The organism is Microbulbifer marinus (assembly GCF_900107725.1).
In the GTDB taxonomy this organism is placed as follows: domain Bacteria; phylum Pseudomonadota; class Gammaproteobacteria; order Pseudomonadales; family Cellvibrionaceae; genus Microbulbifer; species Microbulbifer marinus.
Window position 1 is genome coordinate 36,947 of sequence record NZ_FNQO01000006.1, and the last position, 22,221, is coordinate 59,167.

Here is a 22,221-nt window from a genome sequence, read left to right on the forward strand (position 1 = left end):
TTAAACTTCTGCGCTCTTCTTTGCATCGCCACTGTCTTTTTCGGCAAAGAACAGCAATTCGATTACCAGCATCGCGGCCCCTATGCTGATCGCCATGTCCGCGACATTGAACACCGGAAAATGCCAGCTGCCGTAATAAACGGAAATAAAGTCCCGCACATAACCCAGCAACATGCGGTCCCATAGGTTGCCCAGGGCTCCGCCGAGAATCAGCGCCAGTGCGAAGGGCTCCCAGCGCTTGCTCGCCGGCAGGCGCCACAGCCAGACAGTGACCATGGCGCTGAAGCCCAGTGCGATGGCGCCAAACAGCCAACGCTGCCAGCCGCCGGCATCGGCGAGGAAGCTGAAGGCCGCACCGTAGTTTTCGGCATAGGTGAATTTCAGCAGCCCGGGAATGATCTGCATGGCCGGACCGTGCATAAACTCATCCACCGCCCACACCTTGGTGGCGATATCCAGCGCGATCACCAGCAGTGCCAGCCAGTACCAGCGCCACGGGTGACCGAACAGGCTCAGGCCTTTATGCCCGTTGTCAGGCATAGTGACGCTCCTCACCTTTACCCGCAATATTGTCTACACAGCGGGAGCAGATCTCCGGATGCTGCGGATCGGCGCCGACATCGGCGCGAAAGTGCCAGCAGCGCGCGCACTTGGGATGATCCACTTTGCGCACCGTGACTTTGAGGCCCGCCAGTTCCGTCGCCTCGGCACCGGCGGCGTCGCTGAGCGGTTGCACCGAAGTGGAGGAACAGATCAGCACGAAGCGCAGCTCATCTTCAAGTTCGATCAGTTTTTCGCGCAGGTCGTCATCGGCGAACAGCGTCACCGCCGCCTGCAGAGAACCACCGATATTGCCGGCCCCGCGCTGCTCTTCGAGCACTTTGTTTACCGCAGTTTTCACCTGTGCGATGGCCGCCCAGTAATCGGCGCCCTTGTCGGCGTCCGCCGGTAGCGTCGGCAGCGAATACCACTCCTCGACAAACACACTGTCACCGCGCTCGCCGGGAATAAACTGCCACAGCTCGTCGGCGGTGAAGCTCAGGATCGGCGCAATCCAGCGGGTGAACGCCTGCACGATATGGTACAGGGCAGTTTGCGCGGAGCGGCGCGCAACGCTGTCCTTCTGCGTGGTGTACTGGCGATCCTTGATGATATCCAGGTAGAAGCCGCCCATCTCCACGACGCAGAAGTTGTGCAGCTTCTGGTAGATCTGGTGGAACTGGTAGTTGTCATAGGCGGCTATGATCTCGTCCTGCAGGCGCGCGGCCACATCCAGTGCCCAGCGATCCAGCGCCAGCAGCTCCTCCGCCGGCAACAGATCCTTGCCCGGATCGAAGCCGGCAAGGTTCGACAGGAAGAAACGCGCAGTATTGCGCAGGCGGCGGTAGGAGTCCGCGGTGCGCTTCAGGATCTCGTCGGAGACGGCCATCTCGCCACTGAAGTCAGTAGCCGCCACCCACAGGCGCAGCACGTCGGCGCCGAGCTTGTTGATCACATCCTGCGGCGCCACGGTGTTGCCGATGGACTTGGACATCTTGCGCCCCTGGGCGTCCACGGTGAAACCGTGGGTAAGCACCTGCCTGTAGGGCGCGCAGTCGTTGATCGCGATGGAGGTCTTCAGCGAGGACTGGAACCAGCCGCGATGCTGATCGGAGCCCTCCAGGTACAGATCCGCCGGAAAACGCAGGCCGTCGCGGCGCTCAAGTACCGCGTAGTGGGTCACACCGGAATCGAACCAGACGTCCAGCGTATCGGTCACCTTCTGGTACTGGTCCGCGTCATCGCCGAGCAGCTCGCGCGGATCCAGGTCGAACCAGACATCCATACCCTCGGCATCGACTTTTTCCGCCACCTTGTCCATTAGCGCCGGGGTATCCGGGTGGATCTCGTGGGTTTCCTTGTGCACGAACAGCGCGATGGGCACGCCCCAGGTGCGCTGGCGCGAGATACACCAGTCCGGGCTGGCATCCAGCATCGCGTCGATGCGCGCCTTGCCCCAGCCGGGGATCCACTGTACTTCGTCTGCAGCCTTCTGCGCGTGATCCAGCAGATCATTCTGCTGCATGCTGACAAACCACTGCGGCGTGGCACGATAGATCAGCGGCGTCTTGGTGCGCCAGCAGTGCGGGTAACTGTGGACCAGCTTGCCCTGGTGCAGCAGCACGCCTTTCTCTTGCAGCACATCGACAATCTTCTCATCCACCTTGTAGACATGCTCGCCGGCGAAGACCGGAACGCTGTCGCGGTAGACGCCATTGTCGTCGACGTAGTTGAGCGTCTCGATGCCGTAGCGCTTGCCCACCAGGAAGTCGTCCGGGCCGTGATCCGGTGCCGTGTGTACGCAGCCGGTACCAGCGTCGGTGGTGACGTGGTCGCCGAGAATGATCGGCAGCTCCTTGTCGTAGAAGGGATGATGGACCTTCAGGTGCTCGAGTGCGGCACCGCGAATATGACCGACCACTTCGCCTTCCAGCCCCGCGCGCTCCAGCACCGCGTCTTGCAGTTCTTCGGCTACCAGGATGCGGCGGTCACCGACCTGCACGACGACATACTCGAGTTCAGCGTTGACGGAGACCGCCTGGGAGGACGGCAGTGTCCAGGGAGTGGTGGTCCAGATGACCACCGACAGCTGGCCGTCGCCGGCGTGACCACCGGCGGCATCGGCAATCGCCAATGCGGTCTCTTCCGTCACCGGGTAGCAGACGTCGATGGAGAAGGAGGTCTTGTCCTGATATTCCACTTCGGCCTCGGCCAGGGCCGAGCCACCTACCACGCTCCAGTACACCGGCTTGAAGCCGCGCGCCAGGTGGCCGTTCTTCACGATGCGGCCGAGCGCGCGGATGATGTCGCCCTCGAACTGGAAATCCATCGTGCGGTAGGGGTTGTCCCACTCGCCGAACACCCCCAGGCGGATGAAGTCTTTCCTCTGTCCCTCGACCTGCTTGGCGGCGTACTCGCGGCACTTCTGGCGGAAGGTCTTGTGATCCACCTTGGCGCCGGCCTTGCCGATTTTCTTTTCCACGCGGTGTTCTATCGGCAGACCGTGGCAATCCCAACCCGGCACATAGGGGGCGTCAAAACCGCTCAGGGTCTTCGACTTGACGATAATGTCCTTCAGGATCTTGTTGACCGAGTGACCGATATGAATATCGCCGTTCGCGTAGGGGGGCCCGTCGTGCAGGATAAACTGTTCGCGCCCGGCACGCGCCGCGCGAATCTGTTCGTAGAGCTTGCCCTGCTGCCACTTTTGCAGAATGGCCGGTTCCCGCTGCGGCAGGTTACCGCGCATCGGAAAATCGGTCTCGGGCAGGTTCAGAGTCGCTTTGTAATCGGTCATTGGGTGTCTACTTCAGCTCTAGTAGAAAAAATTAAACGGTTGTCTGCGGCCGCGATTCCTAGGATCGCTCCCGCGGATGTTGCACGAACCATTCTCGGGCATCGCTTATATCCTGGGCGATTCTCGCCTTGAGGATATCCAGGGAGGCGAATTTCTCTTCGTCGCGCAGTTTGTGGCAGAACTCCACCGCCAGCTCGCGGCCGTAGAGATCTCCACTGAAATCGAACAGGTTCACCTCCAGCAGCGGCTGTGCGCCCTCGCCCTCCACCGTGGGACGGAAGCCGACATTGGCCACGCCGTCGATCTCTGTGCGCCCGGCAGCCAGTTCACTGCCATCGGTCGCGGTGGTGCGCACCGTATATACGCCGACGAGCGGCGAGCGGTAGCGGTGCAGGCGTACATTGGCCGTCGGCGCGCCCAGCTGGCGCCCCAGCGAGCGGCCCGGCGCGACGCGCCCGGTAATGCGGTAGGGCTTACCCAGCAGCGTCTCGGCCAGCTCGAAGTCACCGTCCTGCAGCGCTTCACGGATCCGTGTGCTGCTGACCCGCGCACCGCGGATTTCCACTGTCGCGGTATCCTCGACAGTGAAGCCCGCCTCGGCACCAACCTTCTGCAACAGGCGGTAATCACCACTGCGGTCACAACCGAAACGGAAGTCATCGCCGACGACCAGGTGGCGGATACCCAGGCCATCCACCAGGATGCGCTGGATAAACGCCTCGGCGCTGAGATTGCGCAGCTTTTCGTTGAACTGCAGGCACAGCACCCGGTCCACGCCGGCCTCAAACAGGGCCAGCACCTTTTCCTTGAATCGCATCAGCCGCGCCGGCGCCCTTTCGCCGGAGAAAAACTCGTGGGGCTGCGGCTCGAAGATGATCGCCACCGACGGCAGGTCGTGCTCGCGGGCGCGCTGATTCAACTGCGCGATGATCGCCTGATGGCCGCGGTGCACACCGTCGAACGAGCCAATCGTGGCCACACAGCCACGGTGCCGGGGACGCAGGTTGTGCAACCCGCGAATCAGTTCGCGTTCCTGTTCCCGTACTTGGGCCAATGCGGTCTTCCCATCCTGACAAAATCGAGCCGCGCAGTATAGCGGATTCGTGGTGCCCGGTCAGTGGGAAAGCCCGGCCTGCGGGCGCCGGTCAAGCGGAACACTGCGGTCAGCTGGTAGCGCGGAAATGGCGCGGCCGCAGACCAGAAACAAGCAGCACCAGCACGAAGGTGGCGCCGCCGCCGGCCACCATCACCGCCATGCGCCAGGCGCGATCCAGCCACGACCAGTCACTCCAGTCCTGCCAGTGATACAGGGCCAGCAGCAGTACACCCACCATCGCCAGGTTCGCCGCCAGCAACCGTAGGAGATAGGCGCCCCAGCCGGCTTCCGGACGATAGATGTCATCGCGGCGCAGCCCCTGATACAGCAGCCAGGCGTTGATCGCCGCCTGACAGGCGGTGGCCAGCGCCAGGCCCATGTGACCGAGCTTGAAGTAGTAGTTGAGTGGAATGACGAAGGCGAGGCTCAGCACCATTTTCGCGGCAATCGCGATCAGCCCGAAGCGCACCGGCGTATAGGTGTCCTGGCGGGCAAAGTAGCCCGGTGCCAGCACCTTGATCAGCATGAAAGAAAGCAGTCCGAGGGCATAGGCGCGCAGTGACCAGGCAGCCATCTGCATATCGCGCGGCTCCATTTGCCCGTACTGGAACAATGTGGTCAGCAACGGCTCCGCCAGCACGATCAGCGCCACCGCCGCCGGCAGCGAGATCAGCGTGACACTGCGCAGCGCCCAGTCCAGGGTGTGGCGAAAGCGCCGCGGATCGCCGCCGGCGTGCTGGCGCGACAGGTTCGGCAGGATGACCGTGGCCACGGCGACACCGAAGACCCCCAACGGCAATTCAGTCAACCGGTCGGAGAAATACAGCCAGGACACGCTGCCGGTGGGCAGGAATGAGGCCAGCACGGTATCCAGCACCAGGCTGATCTGCGTTACCGACACCCCAAAAATGGCCGGCGCCATCAGCCGCAGAATCTTGCGCACCCCCGGGTAGTTCCAGTCCCAGCGCGGCCGCGGCAGCAACCCCTGCCGCATCAGAAACGGTACCTGAAACAGCAACTGCACCACACCCGCAGCAAACACCCCCCAGGCCAGCGCCATAATCTGCGGCTCGAACCAGTCGGTCGCCAGGGTTGCCGCGGCGATCAGCATCAGGTTCAGCAGCACCGGGGTCAATGCCGGTACCGCAAAGCGGTCGAAACTGTTCAGTACCGCTCCGGCAAACCCGGTCAGGGAGATCAGCATCAGATAGGGAAAGGTGATGCGCAACATGTCTGCGGCGAGATCGAACTTCTCCCGTTCGCTGCCGTCCCACCACCAGCCGAATGCGAAAATTCCCGCCACGAGCGGCGCACATAGCACACCGAACAATGTGACTAACAGCAGGGTTCCGCCCAGGGCGCCGGCAACCCGGTTGTTCAGCTCCCGCGCCGCCGCCAGGCCACCCTTCTGCCGGTACTCGGCCAGTACGGGCACAAAGGCCTGGGCAAAGGCGCCCTCGGCGAACAGGCGGCGGAAGAAGTTGGGGATCTTGAAGGCCACAAAAAAGGCGTCCGCGGCATCGCCGGCGCCGGCAAAACGGGCTAAAACCATGTCCCGGGCCAACCCCATGACGCGCGACAACATGGTCGCACCGCCGACGATCGAACTGCCACGCAACAGTCCTACCGAGCCGGCTTTCTCGCCTGAATGGTTCTGATTGGCGGGCGACTGCGACAAAGTTGCGACTCCTGGCGGTTGCTGCGGGCTTAATGGCCGGCAAGTCTACATCAATTCAGCCGGTCACACGGAAGTGCCGGAATGCCAAATAGGTCCTACGACCTTTGGCGCGCGAGCCTATACTCAAAGTGAGCTAGTTGCGCGCCCCGAGGGAGAGAGGTGGCGTAAGGAGATGACGGATGACCATCAACGCATTGATTATTGCTCTGGCGCTGGCAATTGTGCTGTATGTCGCAGTAGTGCTCGGGCCCCGTCCCCAGCGTGTGCGCGTGAGAATAGACGCACCCCGCGACCGGCGCTATCGCCGCCACCACCGCTAGTGCGGAGGTAGCAGAGGCGGAGCTGCCACATTTCGCCACAATTGCGCTCGGCTTTGCCACACTGGTGCCATGCCAGCGCCTTCTTGCAGTTTTTAAATAAGTCTCGACCGGGCAGGAAACCCAGACAGGCCGAAAAGGCCGAAGACTGAGGTAGCCCATTTAAGAGACTGCAAAACCGCAAGGAGAAAGAACAATGAAAAAAGTATTGATGGCTGTAACTCTGGGCTCCGTTATCGCTACCAGCGCTCAGGCAGCAGAACAAACTCAAGAGTTCAAGGGATCTAAACTCACCCCGGCCAAGCAGGCCACTGTATTTACCGGCGCCGCTGTCGCGGGCGCCGCCGTGGGTGGTCCGGTCGGATTTATCGCCGGTGCCCTCGGCGGAGCCTGGCTGGGCGAGCAGATCAAACAAGCAGAAGAGGCAGACATGCTGGCGACACAACTGACAGAAAGCCGCGCAGAACTCAGCAACCTGGCACAACAACTGGACGCGGCCCGACTGTCCGCCAACGATGCCAACGAACTGGCGCTGGACTCACTGCACTTCCAAATGCTGTTCACCACCGGCAACGATCAGCTGCAGGACGGCCAGATGAACCAGCTCGGCGCAGTGGCAGACTTCCTCAAGCGCCACCCCCACCTGCAGGTGCACCTCGAGGGCCGCGCCGATCCCCGCGGCAGTGATGGCTACAACAACGTACTGTCCGACCAGCGCGCGCTCAGCGTACAGCGCGCCCTGGAAGCCTACGGTGTGGACGCGTCACGCATCAGCCGCCGCGCCTTGGGCGCCACCTACTCTGAGGCCCCCCGCGGTGATGCAGATGCCTACGCGATGGAGCGCCGGGTGGACATCCATTTCAACCTGCCGGAGTCCATGGCCGGTCGCCTCTGACCAGGGCGGGCTCCGCGCGGATCGCAAATCCGCTGCAGAGCCAGCTGCACACTTCCCAACTCCCTCTGTCAGTAACCCTGTTGTGCTTGCGGGCGCATGGCGCCCGCCTTTTTCCATTAGTCCGCAAATTCAGGCATGATTCCCCGCCAGTATAAAAATCACCCGGAAGCAGCCATGAGTGCCACTATCGCCATTGTCGAAGACGAGCGCGCCATCGCCGAAAACTACCGCGACGCCCTGCGCCGCAGTGGCTATAGGGTCGACCTGCACAGCTCGCGCCCGGAGGCCCTCGCGGCCTTTCGCCAGCGCCTGCCGGATCTGGCGGTCATCGACATCGGCCTGGGGGCGGAAGTCGAGGGCGGCTTCGAACTGTGCCGAGAACTGCGCGCCATGGCTCCGAGCCTGCCGATCCTTTTCCTGACCGCCCGGGATTCGGAACTGGATATCATCTCCGGGCTGCGCCTCGGCGCCGACGACTACCTGACCAAGGACATTTCCCTGCCGCACATGCAGGCGCGCATCAACGCCCTGCTGCGCCGTGTCAGTGTGCTGCGCGATCAGAGCGATGAAGCCGAAACGCTGACCCAGGGCAAACTGGAACTGGATATCTCGCGACTGCACTGCCACTGGGGCGGAGAGCGGGTGGATCTGACCGTGACCGAATTCTGGATTGTGCACGCCCTGGCGAAGAGACCCGGCCATGTAAAGTCCCGCAGCCAGCTGATGGAGGCGGCGCGCGTGGTGCTGGACGACAACACCATCACCTCCCACGTGAAGCGCATCCGCCGCAAATTCCAGGCACTGGATGCCGATTTCAACGCCATCACCACGGCCTACGGCATGGGCTACCGGTGGCAGGTGTAATACCGGCAACCCTCGCACCGTGAAACTGTTCCCATGAAGCTGCGCCGCCAACTCCTGCTCGTCAGCCTGGTCGCCCTGGCCCTGCCGTGGGCAGGCTGCCAATACCTGCGCCAGGTCGACGCTGCGCTCGCCCAGGGCCAGATGCAGGCGCTCGAGGCAACGGCCAGTGCAGTGGCGGCGCGACTTGCCAGTGCACCGCAACTGATCGCGCCGGATCCGGAGCGCCACGGACGCCCGCCGGGTGCCCAGCTCTACGTCAATTCGTTACCCAATGCGCCGCTGCTGGACGGCTATGGGGATGACTGGCGCCCCCTGCAGATTCCCGCGCGGGAGCTGCTCGATAGCAGCGGCGAAGCAATGGCGCAGATCACCCTCGGCCGGTATACCGACCGCGTCTACCTGCTACTCACCGTCGCCGACAACACGCCTGCCTACCAGGATCCACGCACGGGGCTGCTGGCCGGCGGCGATGCCATCGAGCTGTATACCGCCGACCGTCACTACACGTTGCCGGTCGCCAGCCAGGGCGCCGCCCAGGCACACTGGTACAACCCGCGCCGCGGCAGTTATGAGCGCGAACTGCGCCTGCGCGGCCGCTGGACCTCGTCCGCCCGCGGCTACCAGCTGGAACTGACCCTGCCCTACGCACTGACCGGAGGCTCACTGGCCGTCAGTATCGCCGATCGGGCAACCAGTAACGGCGCCCCCCCGCAACGCAGCGCCAGCACGCTGCCCGCCGACGGGCTGCCCGGCAAGCTGGTACAACCGTTGCCGCAATTGCAGGCAGAACTGGATCAGTTCGCCCGCCCACAACTGCGGCTCGCCGTCGTCGACAGCGAGGGTTTTCTGCTCGCCAGCAGCGGGCAACTGGCGCGGGCAGACGAGACAAAGCCGTCACAGTCGTGGCTGCGCAGCTGGATCTATCGTCGCCTGCTGGCACGTGAATCCCTGCCGGAGATGCCGGAAGCACAGCTACCCGAGAAAATGACACTGAACCGTACCAGCGCACAGCAGTGGTTTCGCGGCCCCCGGGAGAGCCGTATCGGCGCTGTCAGTGTGCCGGTGATCACCCGCGCCGACGATATCGTCGAACGCCCGCTATTGGCGCGGGTAGTGGCACTGCAATCCGGTGAGGCGCTGCAGTCGCTGACCGAGTCCGCCGCGCACCGGCTGTGGCTGATCAGCTGTGCCGCCGCCGGCGCCGCCCTGCTGCTACTGCTCGGCTACGCCAGCTGGCTGTCCTGGCGCATCCGCCGCCTGCACCGGGCCGCCCGCAATGCGGTGGACGCCAGCGGCAAACTGCGCGGCAATTTCCCGCGCTCGCGCCTCGGTGATGAACTGGGGGCGCTGAATCGCGCTTTCGCCAGCCTGCTGGCCGAGCTGGACCAGTACCACCACTACCTGCGTACGCTGGCGAGCAAGCTGTCCCACGAGTTGCGCACACCGCTGGCGGTGGTGCGCTCATCGCTCGACAACCTGTCGGCGAGCGACCTCGACGATGACGGCCGTCGCTACGCCGAACGCGCGATGGACGGTAGCGCGCGCTTGTCCGGCATCCTGAACAGCCTCTCTGCCGCCAGCAACCTGGAGGCGAGTATTCACCAAGCCGAAACCGAGCAGTTTGACCTGGCGGATCTGCTGGCAGTACTGGTGCAGAGCTATGGTGATGCTCACCGCGAGCACCGCTTCGCCCTGCAAAAGCCGGCGGGCGAACTACCGTGCTGCGGCGCGCCGGAATTGCTCGCCCAGTTGCTGGACAAGCTGGTGGACAACGCCTGCAGCTTTGCGCCGCCGGGCAGTGAGATCAGGCTGACCGCTGAGCGGGCAAAGGACGGTTATCTGCTGTCGGTGGAGAACGACGGTCCGCCACTACCCGAGGGCTACAACCACAAGCTGTTCGACTCACTGGTCTCGGTGCGCGACGACGGCTGCCGGGCCGGCCACCTGGGGCTCGGATTGCATATCGCGCGGCTGATCGCCGACTTCCACCGCGGCCGCCTGACTGCGGCAAACCGGCAGGGTGGCGGCGGCGTGATCTTCACCCTGCAGCTGCCGCTTTAAGGCCGCTGCACCCCCCTTGTAGGCATACCTGTGGCGGCCCTGCTGCCGGGGGCCGTTCGCTCAACAGCCTCACCGGCAAATGTTTCACGAACGGCCCCCGGCATCAGGGCCTTCTCATCCGGCCAAGTCATTCTATCCCGAACCCTCATCATGGTTGACAAACAACCAACTGTGGGGATAATGTCGCGTCCCGATCGGGCCCCGGCCCGTTAGTTACAGATTTATTGAGATTCCAGACAGGAGCAACCGGTGGCCAACTCACCTCAAGCGAAGAAGCGCGCGCGCCAGAACGACAAGCGCCGCAACCACAACGCCAGCCTGCGCTCCATGGTGCGCACCTACATCAAGAAGGTAGTTGCGGCCATTGATGCAGGTGATGCGGAAAAAGCCAAAGCAGCCTACACAGCAGCTGTGCCGGTCATCGACCGCATGGCGGACAAGGGCATTATTCACAAGAATAAAGCCGCTCGTCACAAGAGCCGCCTGAACGCGCAGATCAAGGCACTGGCTGCCTAATCTACGCTTCGCGCGACACAAAAAGCCCCGCATCAGCGGGGCTTTTTTCGTTTTCGGCCGGTGTAATTCAGTCGGGCAGATTTGCCCCGCCGTCGTCGAGCTGCTGCGGGCGCTGCCAGTAACTGAACTGCGGTGTCCAGTCGCCCTCACCCAGCCCGGCGAGCCCGAGCAGGCTCCACATGGAGCAGTAGATATCACCGGGACCAAAGATACAGCTGTTCTTGCGATAGATGGTGTCGCCATCGCGCTCGTAGACCACCGCACCGGGCATATTGCCCTCCCCCGGCAGCACCGACTGCTCGCGAATATAGTCGCCACCGCCATGGGAGGCGAGCCGGAGCCGCCAGCCGCGGCTGTTGGCAAACTGCCGCTGCACGTCCGGCGCATCCTTGGACACCAGCACCACCGACATCGCCGACTCCAAATGAGGCACGAAGCCGTTAAAGCCGTCCGCCCACAGGGTACAGTAGCGGCAGCCCTGGCCCATGTTGTGGATCAGCAACAGCCGCTCGCGACCGGCGAACAGATCCAGCAGCGTGACTTCGCCGGCCAGGGAGGCAAAGGTGTAATTTTGCACCGCATCGCCACGGTGCTGCTTGCGCAACTCGTTGAGCTTCTGCATCAACGCAAAGATCTGCTTTTCCGTCTGCTGAATGGCATCCACGATAGGCTCCTCCCGCCCGGGCTGACTGTCGATGCGACAGACTAACCCGCGGGCGCAGCCGCCGGCTGTCGCCCGGAAGGATCGCGCGCCTGAATTTGCTCAGCGGCGGCCAGCAGGGTCACACGGTGCTACAGCAGAATCAGGTTATCGCGGTGGATCAGCTCGTCGTCGTCGCGGTAGCCGAGCAGCTCGACAAACTTTTCCGACGGCTTGCCAAGTATTTTGGCGGTCTCGCCGCTGTCGTAGTTGGCCAGGCCGCGGGCGATTTCCTCACCGGCACTGTTGCGACAGGACACCAGTTCGCCGCGCTGGAAACGCCCTTCGACCGCGGTGACGCCGACTGCCAGCAGGCTCTTGCCGCCGGTGCGCAGCGCCGCTTCCGCGCCACCGTCGATAGTCAGCGCGCCGCGCACCTGTAACTGCCCGGCCAGCCAGCGCTTGCGTGCAGTCAATGGATCCGCCTCCGGCAGCAACAGCGTGCCCAGCGCCTCACCGCTGCAGACCCGCTCTATGACGCTGTCTATGGCGCCGCCGGCAATCACCGTGCGCGCCCCCGAACGGGCGGCCAGCTGCGCCGCACGCACCTTGGTGGTCATGCCGCCGCGGCCGAGGCCGCTGCGGGAGCCGCCGGCCATTCCCAGCAGCTTCGGATCCTCCGCCGACGCCTCGCCGATCAGCTCGGCAGCCGGGTTATCGCGGGGATCCTCTGTGAACAGACCGTCGGCGTCGGTCAGGATCAGCAGGGCGTCCGCCTCCACCAGGTTGGCCACCAGCGCCGCCAGTGTGTCGTTGTCACCGAAGCGGATCTCATCGGTGACCACCGTATCGTTTTCGTTGACGATCGGCACGGCACCGAGAGACAGCAGGGTACGCAGGGTACTGCGCGCGTTGAGATAGCGGGTGCGATTGGAGAGGTCGTCATGATCGAGCAGAATCTGTGCCGCGCGGCTGTCGAACTGATCGAAAGCGTGCTCGTAGACCTGTACCAGATGGCTCTGGCCGATAGCGGCCGCGGCCTGCAATTGATGGATGGATTCCGGGCGACGGCGCCAGCCGAGCCGGTCCATGCCGGCGGCCACGGCGCCGGAGGAGACCAGGATCACCTCGATACCGCGCTGGCGCAGCGCGGCAATCTGTTCCACCCAGTTGAATATCGCCGCGCGATTGACGCCGCGACCATTGTCGGTCAGCAGGGCGCTGCCGATCTTGATGACCCAGCGCCGGCTGGCGGCGAGCTGTTGCCGAGCTTGCACCGATCCCCTCCCGTGGAAACCGCCCGATACGGGCAAAAATGCCGGGCCCATACTTCTGCCCGGCTGACGATCAATGGCGGTATTCTATATCGACGTCGTGGTCATCGTCGTCCCAATCTTCGTCTTCGTCAGCCAATCCTTTGGCGGCGCGGCGCTTGGCGCGCTGGGCCTCGCGCAGCTCATCGATACGCTCACGCGCCTCACGCTGCATCTGGCGCTGCGACTCCAGTTCCGCTTCGGCCAGCTCCGGATCCGCCGCCTCTTCTTCCTTGCGCTCTTCCAGATAGTCCATCAAGCGGCCACACAGCACGTCGGTACCCTCACCGCGAATAGCCGCCACACGGAATACCGGCCCCTGCCAGTTAAGCGCCTCGACAATCGCCTCGCAGCGTTGATCCAGCTCCGCCGCCGGTACCAGGTCGGTCTTGTTCAATACCAGCCAGCGCTCGCGTTCCGCCAGGGTCGGGCTGAAGCTGGCCAGTTCGCGCTCGATGACGCGGGCATTTTCCACCGGGTCGGAGCCGTCAAAGGGTGCCAGATCCACCAGGTGCAGCAGCACGCGACAGCGAGTCAGGTGCTTGAGGAAACGAACTCCGAGGCCGGCGCCCTCGGCGGCCCCCTCGATCAGACCGGGGATATCGGCGATGACGAAACTGCGGTGCTTCTGCACCTGTACCACGCCGAGGTTCGGCACCAGGGTCGTAAACGGATAGTTAGCAACCTTCGGCTTGGCCGCGGATACCGCGCGGATGAACGTGGATTTGCCGGCATTGGGCAGGCCGAGCAGGCCCACGTCCGCCAGTACTTTCAGCTCCAGTTTCAGGCTGCGTTCCTCGCCCAGTGAACCATTGGTGGTCTGGCGCGGGGCGCGGTTGGTACTGGACTTGAAGCGAGTGTTGCCGAGCCCGTGCCAGCCGCCCTGGGCGACCAGCAGGCGCTCGCCCGCCTCGGTCATGTCCCCGAGGGTCTCGCCGGTATCGACATCGATTACGGTGGTACCGACCGGCACTTTCAGCACCAGGTCGTCACCCTTGGCGCCGGTGCAGTTGCGCCCGCGCCCCGGTTCGCCACTCTCCGCCGCGTAGCGGGGCTGGTAGCGGTAATCCACCAGGGTATTTAGGGAGTCGTCGGCCTCCAGATAGACCGAGCCGCCGTCGCCCCCGTCACCGCCGTCCGGGCCGCCCTTCTCGACGAACTTCTCCCGGCGGAAGCTCAGGCAGCCATTGCCACCCTTGCCGGCCTGCACGTGAATGGGCGCCTCATCGACAAATTTCATGCTCTCTCCGCCGCCACCGCGGCTTTATTCCTCAATTGCAGTGTAATCTGCAACGATTTTCCAACAAAAAAGCCCCGCAATAGGCGGGGCTTTTTATGAAGCTTAGGCTTGGAACCGCTTAGGCTGTTTCGATGGAAACGAACTTGCGGTTGTTGGGGCCCTTCACTTCGAACTTCACAACGCCGTCCGCGGTAGCGAACAGGGTGTGGTCCTTGCCCATACCAACGTTTACGCCGGCGTGGAACTTGGTGCCGCGCTGACGAACGATGATGTTGCCTGCAGCTACATTCTGGCCGCCAAAGCGCTTCACGCCCAGGCGTTTACTTTCGGAATCGCGACCGTTGCGCGTACTACCGCCAGCTTTCTTGTGTGCCATGAGTCGTTACTCCTCTGCTTATGCCTTGATGCCAGTGATTTTAACTTCGGTGTACCACTGACGGTGGCCCTGGCGCTTCAAAGAGTGCTTGCGACGGCGGAACTTGATGATTTTCACCTTCTCGCCGCGGCCGTGGCTTACCACTTCCGCAGTCACTTTAGCGCCGCCTACCACGGGAGCGCCGATGTTGATCTTGTCGCCGTCGACGACCATCAGCACTTTGTCGAAATCGATGGATTCGCCAGTGGCGACTTCCAGTTTCTCCAGGCGAAGTACTTCGCCCTCTTCTACGCGGTGCTGTTTGCCACCGCTTTCGATAACAGCGTACATATTTCTATGCTCCGAAATGGACGACACGAAGCAGCGGGAGAGACCGGTAAGTCACTGCTCCGCATTTTGGGAGCTTGCGCCGTGTTGTTTAATATCAACCGCCGACCAGTTCACGGCCGCCATGGCCGGCCCGGTTCGAACGGGGCGCAGATTCTAATCAATTCGCCGGATTGATACAATAGCACCCCTTCGCTGCCGGACACCTCCGGGCAGCCCCCTACAAGCAGTATAAGGAATCCATGCATGTTGCCTTTCCACCGCGTTGCCGCCGACGACTTTGCCGCGGTCAACCAGCGCATCCTCGACCAACTGCACTCGGACGTTCCCCTGGTGGAAAACATCGGCCACTACCTGGTGGAGGCCGGCGGCAAGCGCCTACGACCGCTGCTGGTGCTGCTATGCGCACGGGCTTGCGACTATAAAGGCAGCGACCATATCGACCTGGCAACCATCATCGAGTTCATCCACACCGCCACGCTGCTGCACGACGACGTAGTGGACACTTCAGACCGACGCCGCGGCCGCCTGACCGCCAACGCCAAGTGGGGCAACGCGCCGGCGGTACTGGTAGGCGACTTCCTCTATTCCCGCGCCTTCCAGATGATGGTGGCGCTGCAGGACATGGACATCATGGCGGTCCTCTCTGACACCACCAACACCATCGCCGAAGGCGAGGTGCAGCAGCTGGTCAACGCCGGCGACCCGCAGGTGAGCGAGGACAACTACTTCACCGTGATCCATAAGAAGACCGGCGCCCTGTTCGAAGCCGCCTGTGAGACCGCGGCGGTACTGGCCGGCTGCTCGGCGGAGGAACGCAACGCACTGAAACTCTACGGCCGCCATCTGGGCCTCGCCTTCCAGCTGGTGGACGACGCGCTGGACTACCGCGGCGACCCCGAGGAGCTGGGTAAGAATGTCGGCGACGACCTGGCCGAGGGCAAGCCGACGCTGCCACTGATCTACACCATGGCCAATGGCACCGCAGCCCAGGCAGAACTGGTGCGCGAAGCGATCGAACAGCGCAGCGCGGACAAGCTGGCGGAAATTGTCGAGGCGATCGACGCCTGCGGCGCACTGGAATACACCATGGAGCGGGCGCGAGCGGCGGTCGATGAGGCCAAAGACCAGCTCGCGTTCCTTGCCGACAGCGAACAAAAAACTGCCCTGCAACAGCTGGCGAGTTTTGCCGTGGAGCGGACGGTGTAGCATCTCCCGGCACTGGAACTGTAGGGGCGAACCTTGTGTTCGCCCTTTCTGTATCTGGTTCTGCGGTTTTGAACCCGTTTCCACGGTGCTTTGTTTTGGCGCCGTGGCGGCAACGCACTGGGCGTACCATTTCGAAACCGCAGTGAATACATCCCTGTACGCTCCCTCGGCGACGTCCCTGTCGCCGACGGTTTCGAAATGGTACGCCCAGTACGTTGCCTTCGATTTGTAGCGAATAACTTTGCGAGAACAGATCGAACTCGCAAGTTCTTCAAGTGCGATTAACGTTATGCGAAGGCCCTGATGCCGGGGGCGCCACCCCAAAATGCCTACGAAACGGTGAACAAAAAAGGGCGAACACAAGGTTCGCCCCTACAAACTCAGCTGCGGTGCCGGCCGGATCAGCCGCGAATCAACTTCAGCAGCTCTTCCGTCTTTTCCTGCATCAACGCCTTGTCCCCGCGGGACTCGACGTTCAGGCGCACCACCGGCTCGGTATTGGACATGCGCAGGTTGAAGCGCCAGTCGGCAAACGCGACGCTGAGACCGTCCACATGCTCGACACTCTCTGCGCCTGTAGCGTACTTCTCTTCCGCCGCCTTCAGCAGTGCCGCCGGATCTTCGACCTTGGAGTTGATCTCTCCGGAACACGGGAAGGCGGCCATGCGCTCGCCCACCAGTTGCGACAGCGATTTGCCGCTGCGGCTGACCAGCTCGGCCACCAGCAACCACGGAATCATGCCACTGTCGCAGTAGGCGAAGTCGCGGAAATAGTGGTGTGCGCTCATCTCGCCGCCGTAGATGGCGTCTTCTTTGCGCATGCGCTCCTTGATGAAGGCGTGACCGGTCTTGCTCTGCACCGGCTCGCCGCCGGCGGCGCGGACGATATCCTCGGTATTCCAGGTCAGGCGGGGATCGTGGACGATTTTCGCGCCGGACTGCTTGAGCAGGAAGGCCTCCGCCAGCAGGCCGACAACATAGTAGCCCTCGATAAACTCGCCGCTCTCGTCGAAGAAGAAACAGCGGTCGAAGTCGCCGTCCCAGGCGATACCGAAATCGGCATCGCTGGTTTTCACTGCCTCGGCAGTGGCGCTGCGGTTCTCCGGCAGGATCGGATTGGGGATACCGTTGGGGAAGCTGCCATCCGCCTCGTGGTGCACGCGCACAAACTCGAACGGCAGGTGCGGCGCCAGGGCGTCCACGACCGCGCCGGCGCCACCATTGCCGGCATTGACCACCAGCTTCAGCGGCTTCAGGGCCGCGGTATCCACATAGCCGAGCAGGTGTTGCACGAAGTCGTCACGGTGCTCGTAACGCTCAAGCTCGCCGCGCTTCTCCACCGGGCCGAAGTTGTTTTCCTCGGCCAGACGCTTGATATCCAGCAGGCCGGTGTCGCCGCTGATCGGACGGCTGCCGGCGCGCACGAACTTCATGCCGTTGTAGTCCATCGGGTTGTGACTGGCGGTCACACAGATACCGCCGTCGAAGTCCCCGTGGAAAGTGGCGAAGTAGACTTCTTCGGTGCCGCACTCTCCGATATGGAACACATCGGCGCCGGCATCGCGCAGACCGTTGACCAGGGCGTCGGTCAGCTCACCGCTGGTCAGGCGGATATCGTGCCCCACGACGACGCGACGCGCGCCCAGGAACTGGGCGAAGGCACGGCCCACGCGGTAGGCGACATCGGTATTCAACTCATCGGGTACGCGGCCACGCAGGTCATAGGCCTTGAAACAGGTCAGCTCGGTCATTCACTTCTTCTCCAGTGCCGCCTGCTCGGGCAGGTAGACATTCTCGTATACAAAGTTGGTGGCCTCGATAAAGCCGTCGACGGAACCGCAGTCGAAGCGGCGCCCCTTGAAGCGGTAGGCCAGCACGCAACCGCGCTGGGCCTGAGCGAGCAGCGCGTCGGTGATCTGCACCTCGCCATTCTTGCCCGGCGGCGTCTCGCGAATCAGGTCGAAGATATCCGGGGTGAGGATATAGCGGCCGATGATGGCCATATTGCTGGGCGCATCTTCCGCGGCCGGTTTCTCCACCATATCGGTCACCTGGTACAGGCCCGGCTTGATCTCATTGCCGGCGATCACGCCGAACTTGTGAATCTGCTCCTTCGGCACTTCCTCCACCGCGACGATGCTGCAGCGGAACTGCTTGTACAGCTGCACCATCTGGCCGAGCACGCCGATGTCTTCGTTCAGGCACAGGTCATCGGCCAGCACCACGGCGAAAGGCTCGTCGCCCACCAGTCGCTGCCCCTGCAGAATGGCGTCGCCGAGACCGCGCATTTCGCCCTGGCGGGTGTAGGAGAAACTGGCGCTATCGATCACCTGGCGCACGCTGTCCAGGTATTTTTCCTTGCCGGTGCCGGAAATCTGGTGCTCCAGCTCGAAATTGGTGTCAAAGTGATCCTCGATAGCGCGCTTACCGCGACCGGTCACAAAGCCGATCTCCGACAGGCCGGCCTCGATAGCCTCCTCGACCCCGTATTGCACCAGCGGCTTGTTGACCAGAGGTAACATCTCCTTGGGCATGGCCTTGGTGGCCGGCAGGAAGCGGGTGCCGTAGCCGGCAACCGGGAATAGACATTTTTTCAGCATTCTTGTCCCCAACAATTCTTCTTTACAGTGCAGCTCTCTCCCCCCGGAGGCGCCAGACGGGGCAACTTATCACAAATTGGTGACAGCGTTCACTTACAGCTTATTACTGCCTGCAGGCGCCGCCGCTTGGCCCAGCCTGGGCGGAGCCGGCTACAGATTCTTGTCAGCAATCTCCGTACCAGTCACAAAAACAGTTCTGACCGACTGGACAAGCTATTCTCAGACCTTAGAATGCCCGCTCTTGCAAAAGCGCTCACTCTTTATGGCGCAAACACCCAACAACGGGGACCAAATGAGTAACTTTGTTCAAAAAAGCAGCTACAGCAAAGAAGAGCTCCTGGCCTGCTCCCGCGGCGAAATGTTCGGCCCGGGCAACGCCCAGCTGCCCGCACCCAACATGTTGATGCTGGACCGCATCACCCATGTATCCAAGGACGGCGGCGCCTATGGCAAGGGCGAACTGATTGCAGAGCTCGATATCCACCCCGACCTGTGGTTCTTCGAGTGCCACTTCCCCGGCGACCCGGTAATGCCCGGCTGCCTGGGCCTGGACGCCATGTGGCAGCTGCTCGGCTATTTCCTGGCCTGGAAAGGCAATCCCGGCCGTGGTCGCGCCCTGGGCTGTGGCGAAGTGAAGTTCACCGGCCAGATCCTTCCGACTGCCAAGAAGGTTACCTACCATATCCAGATGAGCCGACTCGTAGAGCGCAAGCTGGTGATGGGTATCGGTGACGGTTCCGTGTCTGTAGACGGCCGCGAAATCTACACCGCAAAAGACCTGCGCGTGGGTCTGTTCACCCGTACGGACAATTTTTAAGTCTGGCCGGGCAGGTCCCGCCGGGGAGGTCCGGCCGGCAGTTCCGGCCGGAGAAGTCCTCTGCGAACCTATCCTGACAAAAATAACTAATTACACTGTCGTAAAGCTTTATTGGAGATCACTATGCGCCGGGTTGCTATTACCGGAATGGGTATCACATCCTGCATCGGCACCAACACCGAAGAGGTGACCGCCTCCCTGAAGGCGGGCCGCAGCGGTATCCGTTTTATGGAGGAATATCGCGAGCTGGGCCTGCGCAGCAACGTCGCCTGCCCGGTGGATATCGACTTCAAGGAGCATATCGACCGCAAAGTGCTGCGTTTCATGGGCGACTCCGCCGCCTACGCCTACATCGCCATGCAGGAGGCGATCAAGATGTCCGGCCTGGAGGAGAGCGACATCTCCAATCCGCGCACCGGTATCGTGATGGGCTCAGGCGGTACTTCCACCCGCGAGATCATCGAAGCCGCACAGACCCTGAAGGAAAAAGGTGTCCGCCGTGTCGGCGCCTATCGGGTGCCGCAGGTAATGGGTAGCACCGTGTCCGCCTGTCTGGCCACGCCGTTCAAGATCAAAGGTGTCAATTACAGCATCTCTTCTGCCTGCGCCACCAGCGCCCACTGTATCGGCAACGGCGCCGAACAGATCCAGCTGGGCAAGCAGGATATCGTCTTCGCCGGCGGTGGCGAGGAGCTGGCCTGGAGCCTGACGCACCTGTTCGACGCCATGGGCGCCCTGTCGACCAAATACAACGACGAGCCGACCCGCGCTTCACGCCCCTACGACGCCGACCGCGACGGTTTCGTCATTGCCGGCGGCGGCGGCTGCCTGGTACTGGAGGAAATGGAACACGCCAAGGCCCGCGGCGCCACCATCTACGCCGAACTGACCGGCTATGGCGCCACCTCTGACGGCTACGACATGGTGGCCCCGAGCGGCGAGGGCGCGGTGCGCTGCATGCAGCAGGCGCTGGCAGGTATGGACGGCAAGGGCCTCGAAGGCAAGATCGACTATATCAACACCCACGGCACCTCCACCCCGGTGGGCGATGTCGCGGAGCTGCGCGCCATGCGCGAAGTCTTCGGCGACCAGGTGCCGGCGTTTGCCTCCACCAAGTCACTCACCGGCCACTCTCTTGGCGCAGCCGGCGTGCAGGAGGCGATCTACTGCCTGCTGATGATGCAGAATGACTTTATCGCCGCCTCCGCCAATGTGGACAACCGCGATGAAGCGGCAGAGGGCATGGACCTGGTGACCGAACTGCGCGAGCAGGAGATCAAGCGCGCCATGTCCAACAGCTTCGGCTTCGGCGGCACCAACGCCTGTCTGGTCTTCGATAAAGTCTGATCGGCAGCCGGCGGCAACAATAAAAAAGGGCGATCCATGGATCGCCCTTTTTTGCCTGCAGCAGTTGCTCCAACTGTCGCCTAGCCTGCGGAGCCCGCCTCCAGACGCTCCAGCCACAGCTCCACCTGCCGGGTCAGTCCCTGGCGCCAGCTGCGCTGCTGTATGCCAAACACATCACGCAGCTTGCCGCAGGCCAGCACCACGCTGTGCCCGTCGGCATCGGACAGCGCATGCAACTCCGGCGAAAAGTCCTCATCGTAGAAAGACTCGGCCCGTTCCACCACTTCGCGGGCGAACTCCATCGCGGTACAGCTGTCGGCGGCGCCATAGTGATAGACACCGGATGCCGGCGCACCGCTGGCCAGTTGCTGAGCCACTGCCACCGTCACCCGGGCCATATCCATGACGGTCACCGGACTACCCCGGCTCTGGTCGTCCAGTGCAATGGGCTGTCGCGCCACCAGACCGCGCAGTATACGCCCCAACAGGGCGTCGTCATTGCGATCCACCATCCAGCCGAAGCGCAGTACCGTGAGGTTGTCGTGCGCCGCCAGTGCGTCCTCGCAGGCCAGCCAGTTGCGCCCGGCGTCCGAAACGGGAGCGGGAACCTCGTCTTCGTCGTAGCGCTTGCGCGCGCCGCCGGGGAACACCTGATAGGAGGAGAGATGCAGCAGGTAGCTGCACTTCTTTTGGGCCAGCAGCTCGCATACCCGCAGCGCCTCCGGCATCTGCTGGCCGCCAGCACAGGCCGACACATTGATCACTATCGAACGGGGACGCAGTTGCTCCAGCTCGTCCGCCGCCAGCAACTGGACGCGAAAGCCGGCGCGCTGCAGACGTTTCTGCAGCGCGCCGTCGATCTCATTGCCGGCGCCTACGACCGCAACCGAATCCGGCCGGTAACCGGTGTGAAGCTCTGCCACGGGTTGCGCGGGGCCTTAAAAGGGAATGTCGTCGTCGAAGCTGTTGTCGAAACCGCCGGCCGGAGCCTGGTTAGACGCCTGCTTGTTGGACGGCGCCATCGGGGACGGCGCGGTGCGCCCCTGGGCGTAGGGATCCGCCTGCTGGCCGCCGCCCTGCTGCTGGTACCCGCCCTGGAAGCCGCCACCCTGCTGCTGGTCGTAACCGCCCTGGCCGCCCATACCCTGGCCAAAGCCACCACCCTGTTCGCCGCGGCCGTCGAGCATCTGCATCTCGCTGGCGACGATTTCAGTGGTGTAGCGGTCCTGGCCGGTGTTCTTGTCCTGCCACTTGCGGGTGCGCAGTGAACCCTCGATATAAACCTTGGAGCCCTTGCGCAGGTACTCGCCGGCGATCTCCGCCAGGCGGTTGAAGAACACCACGCGGTGCCACTCGGTGCGCTCCTGCTGCTGGCCGGTCTGCTTGTCCTTCCAGGTCTCGCTGGTCGCCAGGCTGACATTGGTCACGGCGCCGCCGCTGGGCATATATTTGGTATCCGGGTCGTTGCCCAGATTACCGATCAGAATTACTTTATTGATACCCCTGGCCATGGCCCTCTCCTCTTCCGCCCGGGTCGCACCCGGGGCAATAATCGTTCAAAGGTTGAATTTCTACATGCATTCACGCG

21 protein-coding genes are annotated in these 22,221 nt (G+C 62.9%); 8 read left to right on the forward strand and 13 right to left on the reverse strand.

All coding sequences use genetic code 11. The features are described from left to right. The 4 genes from lspA to murJ form a co-directional block, all read right to left on the reverse strand. On the reverse strand, positions 1 to 540 hold the full coding sequence (lspA, locus tag BLW36_RS16320) for a signal peptidase II (RefSeq protein WP_091391149.1): 540 nt from the start codon (positions 538 to 540) through the stop codon (positions 1 to 3). Next, positions 533 to 3,337 carry an isoleucine--tRNA ligase gene (ileS, locus tag BLW36_RS16325; protein WP_091391150.1) on the reverse strand — a complete coding sequence of 935 codons (2,805 nt, stop codon included), beginning with the start codon at positions 3,335 to 3,337 and terminating at the stop codon, positions 533 to 535. The genes lspA and ileS overlap by 8 nt, the downstream gene beginning before the upstream one ends. 58 nt (positions 3,338 to 3,395) lie before the next feature. Beyond that, positions 3,396 to 4,391 (reverse strand): bifunctional riboflavin kinase/FAD synthetase, encoded by a 996-nt coding sequence (gene ribF / locus BLW36_RS16330; RefSeq protein ID WP_091391151.1) that lies wholly within the window; start codon positions 4,389 to 4,391, stop codon positions 3,396 to 3,398. A 109-nt stretch (positions 4,392 to 4,500) separates the two neighbouring features. Then, the gene (gene murJ / locus BLW36_RS16335; RefSeq protein ID WP_091391152.1) at positions 4,501 to 6,111 is read right to left on the reverse strand and encodes a murein biosynthesis integral membrane protein MurJ; all 1,611 of its coding nucleotides are present in this window, start codon (positions 6,109 to 6,111) and stop codon (positions 4,501 to 4,503) included. 179 nt (positions 6,112 to 6,290) lie between these two features. Here murJ and BLW36_RS17385 point away from each other — a divergent pair, with 179 nt between their 5' ends. The 5 genes from BLW36_RS17385 to rpsT all read left to right on the forward strand — a co-directional run bounded on the left by BLW36_RS17385 (position 6,291) and on the right by rpsT (position 10,764). Then, the gene (locus BLW36_RS17385) at positions 6,291 to 6,431 is read left to right on the forward strand and encodes a hypothetical protein (protein ID WP_170833258.1); all 141 of its coding nucleotides are present in this window, start codon (positions 6,291 to 6,293) and stop codon (positions 6,429 to 6,431) included. Between the two features lie 193 nt (positions 6,432 to 6,624). Then, positions 6,625 to 7,323, forward strand: coding sequence for an OmpA family protein (locus BLW36_RS16340; protein ID WP_091391153.1), 699 nt, complete (start codon positions 6,625 to 6,627; stop codon positions 7,321 to 7,323). A 174-nt stretch (positions 7,324 to 7,497) separates the two neighbouring features. After that, positions 7,498 to 8,187, forward strand: a complete 690-nt coding sequence (gene pdsR / locus BLW36_RS16345; protein WP_091391198.1) for a proteobacterial dedicated sortase system response regulator — start codon at positions 7,498 to 7,500, stop codon at positions 8,185 to 8,187. Positions 8,188 to 8,220: 33 nt separating this feature from the next. Continuing rightward, positions 8,221 to 10,248, forward strand: coding sequence for an ATP-binding protein (locus BLW36_RS16350; protein ID WP_091391154.1), 2,028 nt, complete (start codon positions 8,221 to 8,223; stop codon positions 10,246 to 10,248). 249 nt (positions 10,249 to 10,497) lie between these two features. Continuing rightward, on the forward strand, positions 10,498 to 10,764 hold the full coding sequence (rpsT, locus tag BLW36_RS16355; protein ID WP_073277578.1) for a 30S ribosomal protein S20: 267 nt from the start codon (positions 10,498 to 10,500) through the stop codon (positions 10,762 to 10,764). 67 nt (positions 10,765 to 10,831) lie between these two features. Here rpsT and BLW36_RS16360 read toward each other — a convergent pair whose 3' ends face one another. The 5 genes from BLW36_RS16360 to rplU all read right to left on the reverse strand — a co-directional run bounded on the left by BLW36_RS16360 (position 10,832) and on the right by rplU (position 14,663). Beyond that, a complete protein-coding gene (locus BLW36_RS16360) occupies positions 10,832 to 11,428 on the reverse strand; it encodes a DUF899 family protein (RefSeq protein ID WP_211567240.1) in 597 nt (198 codons plus the stop codon). 128 nt (positions 11,429 to 11,556) lie between these two features. Continuing rightward, entirely contained in the window at positions 11,557 to 12,681 is a 1,125-nt protein-coding gene (proB, locus tag BLW36_RS16365; RefSeq protein ID WP_244506304.1) for a glutamate 5-kinase, read from the reverse strand. A 70-nt stretch (positions 12,682 to 12,751) separates the two neighbouring features. Beyond that, the gene (gene cgtA / locus BLW36_RS16370; RefSeq protein WP_091391156.1) at positions 12,752 to 13,957 is read right to left on the reverse strand and encodes an Obg family GTPase CgtA; all 1,206 of its coding nucleotides are present in this window, start codon (positions 13,955 to 13,957) and stop codon (positions 12,752 to 12,754) included. A gap of 118 nt (positions 13,958 to 14,075) precedes the next feature. Then, the gene (gene rpmA, locus BLW36_RS16375) at positions 14,076 to 14,333 is read right to left on the reverse strand and encodes a 50S ribosomal protein L27 (RefSeq protein WP_091391157.1); all 258 of its coding nucleotides are present in this window, start codon (positions 14,331 to 14,333) and stop codon (positions 14,076 to 14,078) included. Between the two features lie 18 nt (positions 14,334 to 14,351). Next, positions 14,352 to 14,663 carry a 50S ribosomal protein L21 gene (gene rplU / locus BLW36_RS16380; protein WP_091391158.1) on the reverse strand — a complete coding sequence of 104 codons (312 nt, stop codon included), beginning with the start codon at positions 14,661 to 14,663 and terminating at the stop codon, positions 14,352 to 14,354. Between the two features lie 243 nt (positions 14,664 to 14,906). On the opposite strand from rplU, the gene ispB reads away from it, so the two are divergent. After that, positions 14,907 to 15,869, forward strand: a complete 963-nt coding sequence (gene ispB, locus BLW36_RS16385; protein ID WP_091391159.1) for an octaprenyl diphosphate synthase — start codon at positions 14,907 to 14,909, stop codon at positions 15,867 to 15,869. Positions 15,870 to 16,270: 401 nt separating this feature from the next. Here ispB and BLW36_RS16390 read toward each other — a convergent pair whose 3' ends face one another. Continuing rightward, a complete protein-coding gene (locus tag BLW36_RS16390; RefSeq protein ID WP_091391160.1) occupies positions 16,271 to 17,620 on the reverse strand; it encodes a phosphohexomutase domain-containing protein in 1,350 nt (449 codons plus the stop codon). Then, a complete protein-coding gene (gene galU, locus BLW36_RS16395; protein WP_091391161.1) occupies positions 17,621 to 18,469 on the reverse strand; it encodes a UTP--glucose-1-phosphate uridylyltransferase GalU in 849 nt (282 codons plus the stop codon). 292 nt (positions 18,470 to 18,761) lie between these two features. Here galU and fabA point away from each other — a divergent pair, with 292 nt between their 5' ends. After that, a complete protein-coding gene (gene fabA / locus BLW36_RS16400; protein WP_091391200.1) occupies positions 18,762 to 19,286 on the forward strand; it encodes a 3-hydroxyacyl-[acyl-carrier-protein] dehydratase FabA in 525 nt (174 codons plus the stop codon). Positions 19,287 to 19,409: 123 nt separating this feature from the next. Continuing rightward, entirely contained in the window at positions 19,410 to 20,633 is a 1,224-nt protein-coding gene (fabB, locus tag BLW36_RS16405; RefSeq protein WP_091391162.1) for a beta-ketoacyl-ACP synthase I, read from the forward strand. Positions 20,634 to 20,713: 80 nt separating this feature from the next. Here the strand turns inward: fabB and BLW36_RS16410 are convergent, their stop codons facing one another. Together BLW36_RS16410 and ssb are read right to left on the reverse strand one after the other, a co-directional pair. Beyond that, positions 20,714 to 21,556 (reverse strand): sugar nucleotide-binding protein, encoded by an 843-nt coding sequence (locus BLW36_RS16410; protein WP_091391163.1) that lies wholly within the window; start codon positions 21,554 to 21,556, stop codon positions 20,714 to 20,716. A 15-nt stretch (positions 21,557 to 21,571) separates the two neighbouring features. Beyond that, positions 21,572 to 22,144 (reverse strand): single-stranded DNA-binding protein, encoded by a 573-nt coding sequence (gene ssb, locus BLW36_RS16415; protein WP_091391164.1) that lies wholly within the window; start codon positions 22,142 to 22,144, stop codon positions 21,572 to 21,574. Between the last annotated feature and the right edge of the window lie 77 nt (positions 22,145 to 22,221).

Coding starts and splice junctions, on each gene's coding strand:
- galU (WP_091391161.1), bottom strand. CDS start 18,469: ATGCTGAAAAAATGTCTATTCCCGGTTGCCGGCTACGGCACCCGCTTC.
- BLW36_RS17385 (WP_170833258.1), top strand. CDS start 6,291: ATGACCATCAACGCATTGATTATTGCTCTGGCGCTGGCAATTGTGCTG.
- cgtA (WP_091391156.1), bottom strand. CDS start 13,957: ATGAAATTTGTCGATGAGGCGCCCATTCACGTGCAGGCCGGCAAGGGT.
- ispB (WP_091391159.1), top strand. CDS start 14,907: ATGTTGCCTTTCCACCGCGTTGCCGCCGACGACTTTGCCGCGGTCAAC.
- rplU (WP_091391158.1), bottom strand. CDS start 14,663: ATGTACGCTGTTATCGAAAGCGGTGGCAAACAGCACCGCGTAGAAGAG.
- BLW36_RS16350 (WP_091391154.1), top strand. CDS start 8,221: ATGAAGCTGCGCCGCCAACTCCTGCTCGTCAGCCTGGTCGCCCTGGCC.
- rpmA (WP_091391157.1), bottom strand. CDS start 14,333: ATGGCACACAAGAAAGCTGGCGGTAGTACGCGCAACGGTCGCGATTCC.
- BLW36_RS16340 (WP_091391153.1), top strand. CDS start 6,625: ATGAAAAAAGTATTGATGGCTGTAACTCTGGGCTCCGTTATCGCTACC.
- lspA (WP_091391149.1), bottom strand. CDS start 540: ATGCCTGACAACGGGCATAAAGGCCTGAGCCTGTTCGGTCACCCGTGG.
- fabA (WP_091391200.1), top strand. CDS start 18,762: ATGAGTAACTTTGTTCAAAAAAGCAGCTACAGCAAAGAAGAGCTCCTG.
- pdsR (WP_091391198.1), top strand. CDS start 7,498: ATGAGTGCCACTATCGCCATTGTCGAAGACGAGCGCGCCATCGCCGAA.
- ileS (WP_091391150.1), bottom strand. CDS start 3,337: ATGACCGATTACAAAGCGACTCTGAACCTGCCCGAGACCGATTTTCCG.
- BLW36_RS16390 (WP_091391160.1), bottom strand. CDS start 17,620: ATGACCGAGCTGACCTGTTTCAAGGCCTATGACCTGCGTGGCCGCGTA.
- ssb (WP_091391164.1), bottom strand. CDS start 22,144: ATGGCCAGGGGTATCAATAAAGTAATTCTGATCGGTAATCTGGGCAAC.
- fabB (WP_091391162.1), top strand. CDS start 19,410: ATGCGCCGGGTTGCTATTACCGGAATGGGTATCACATCCTGCATCGGC.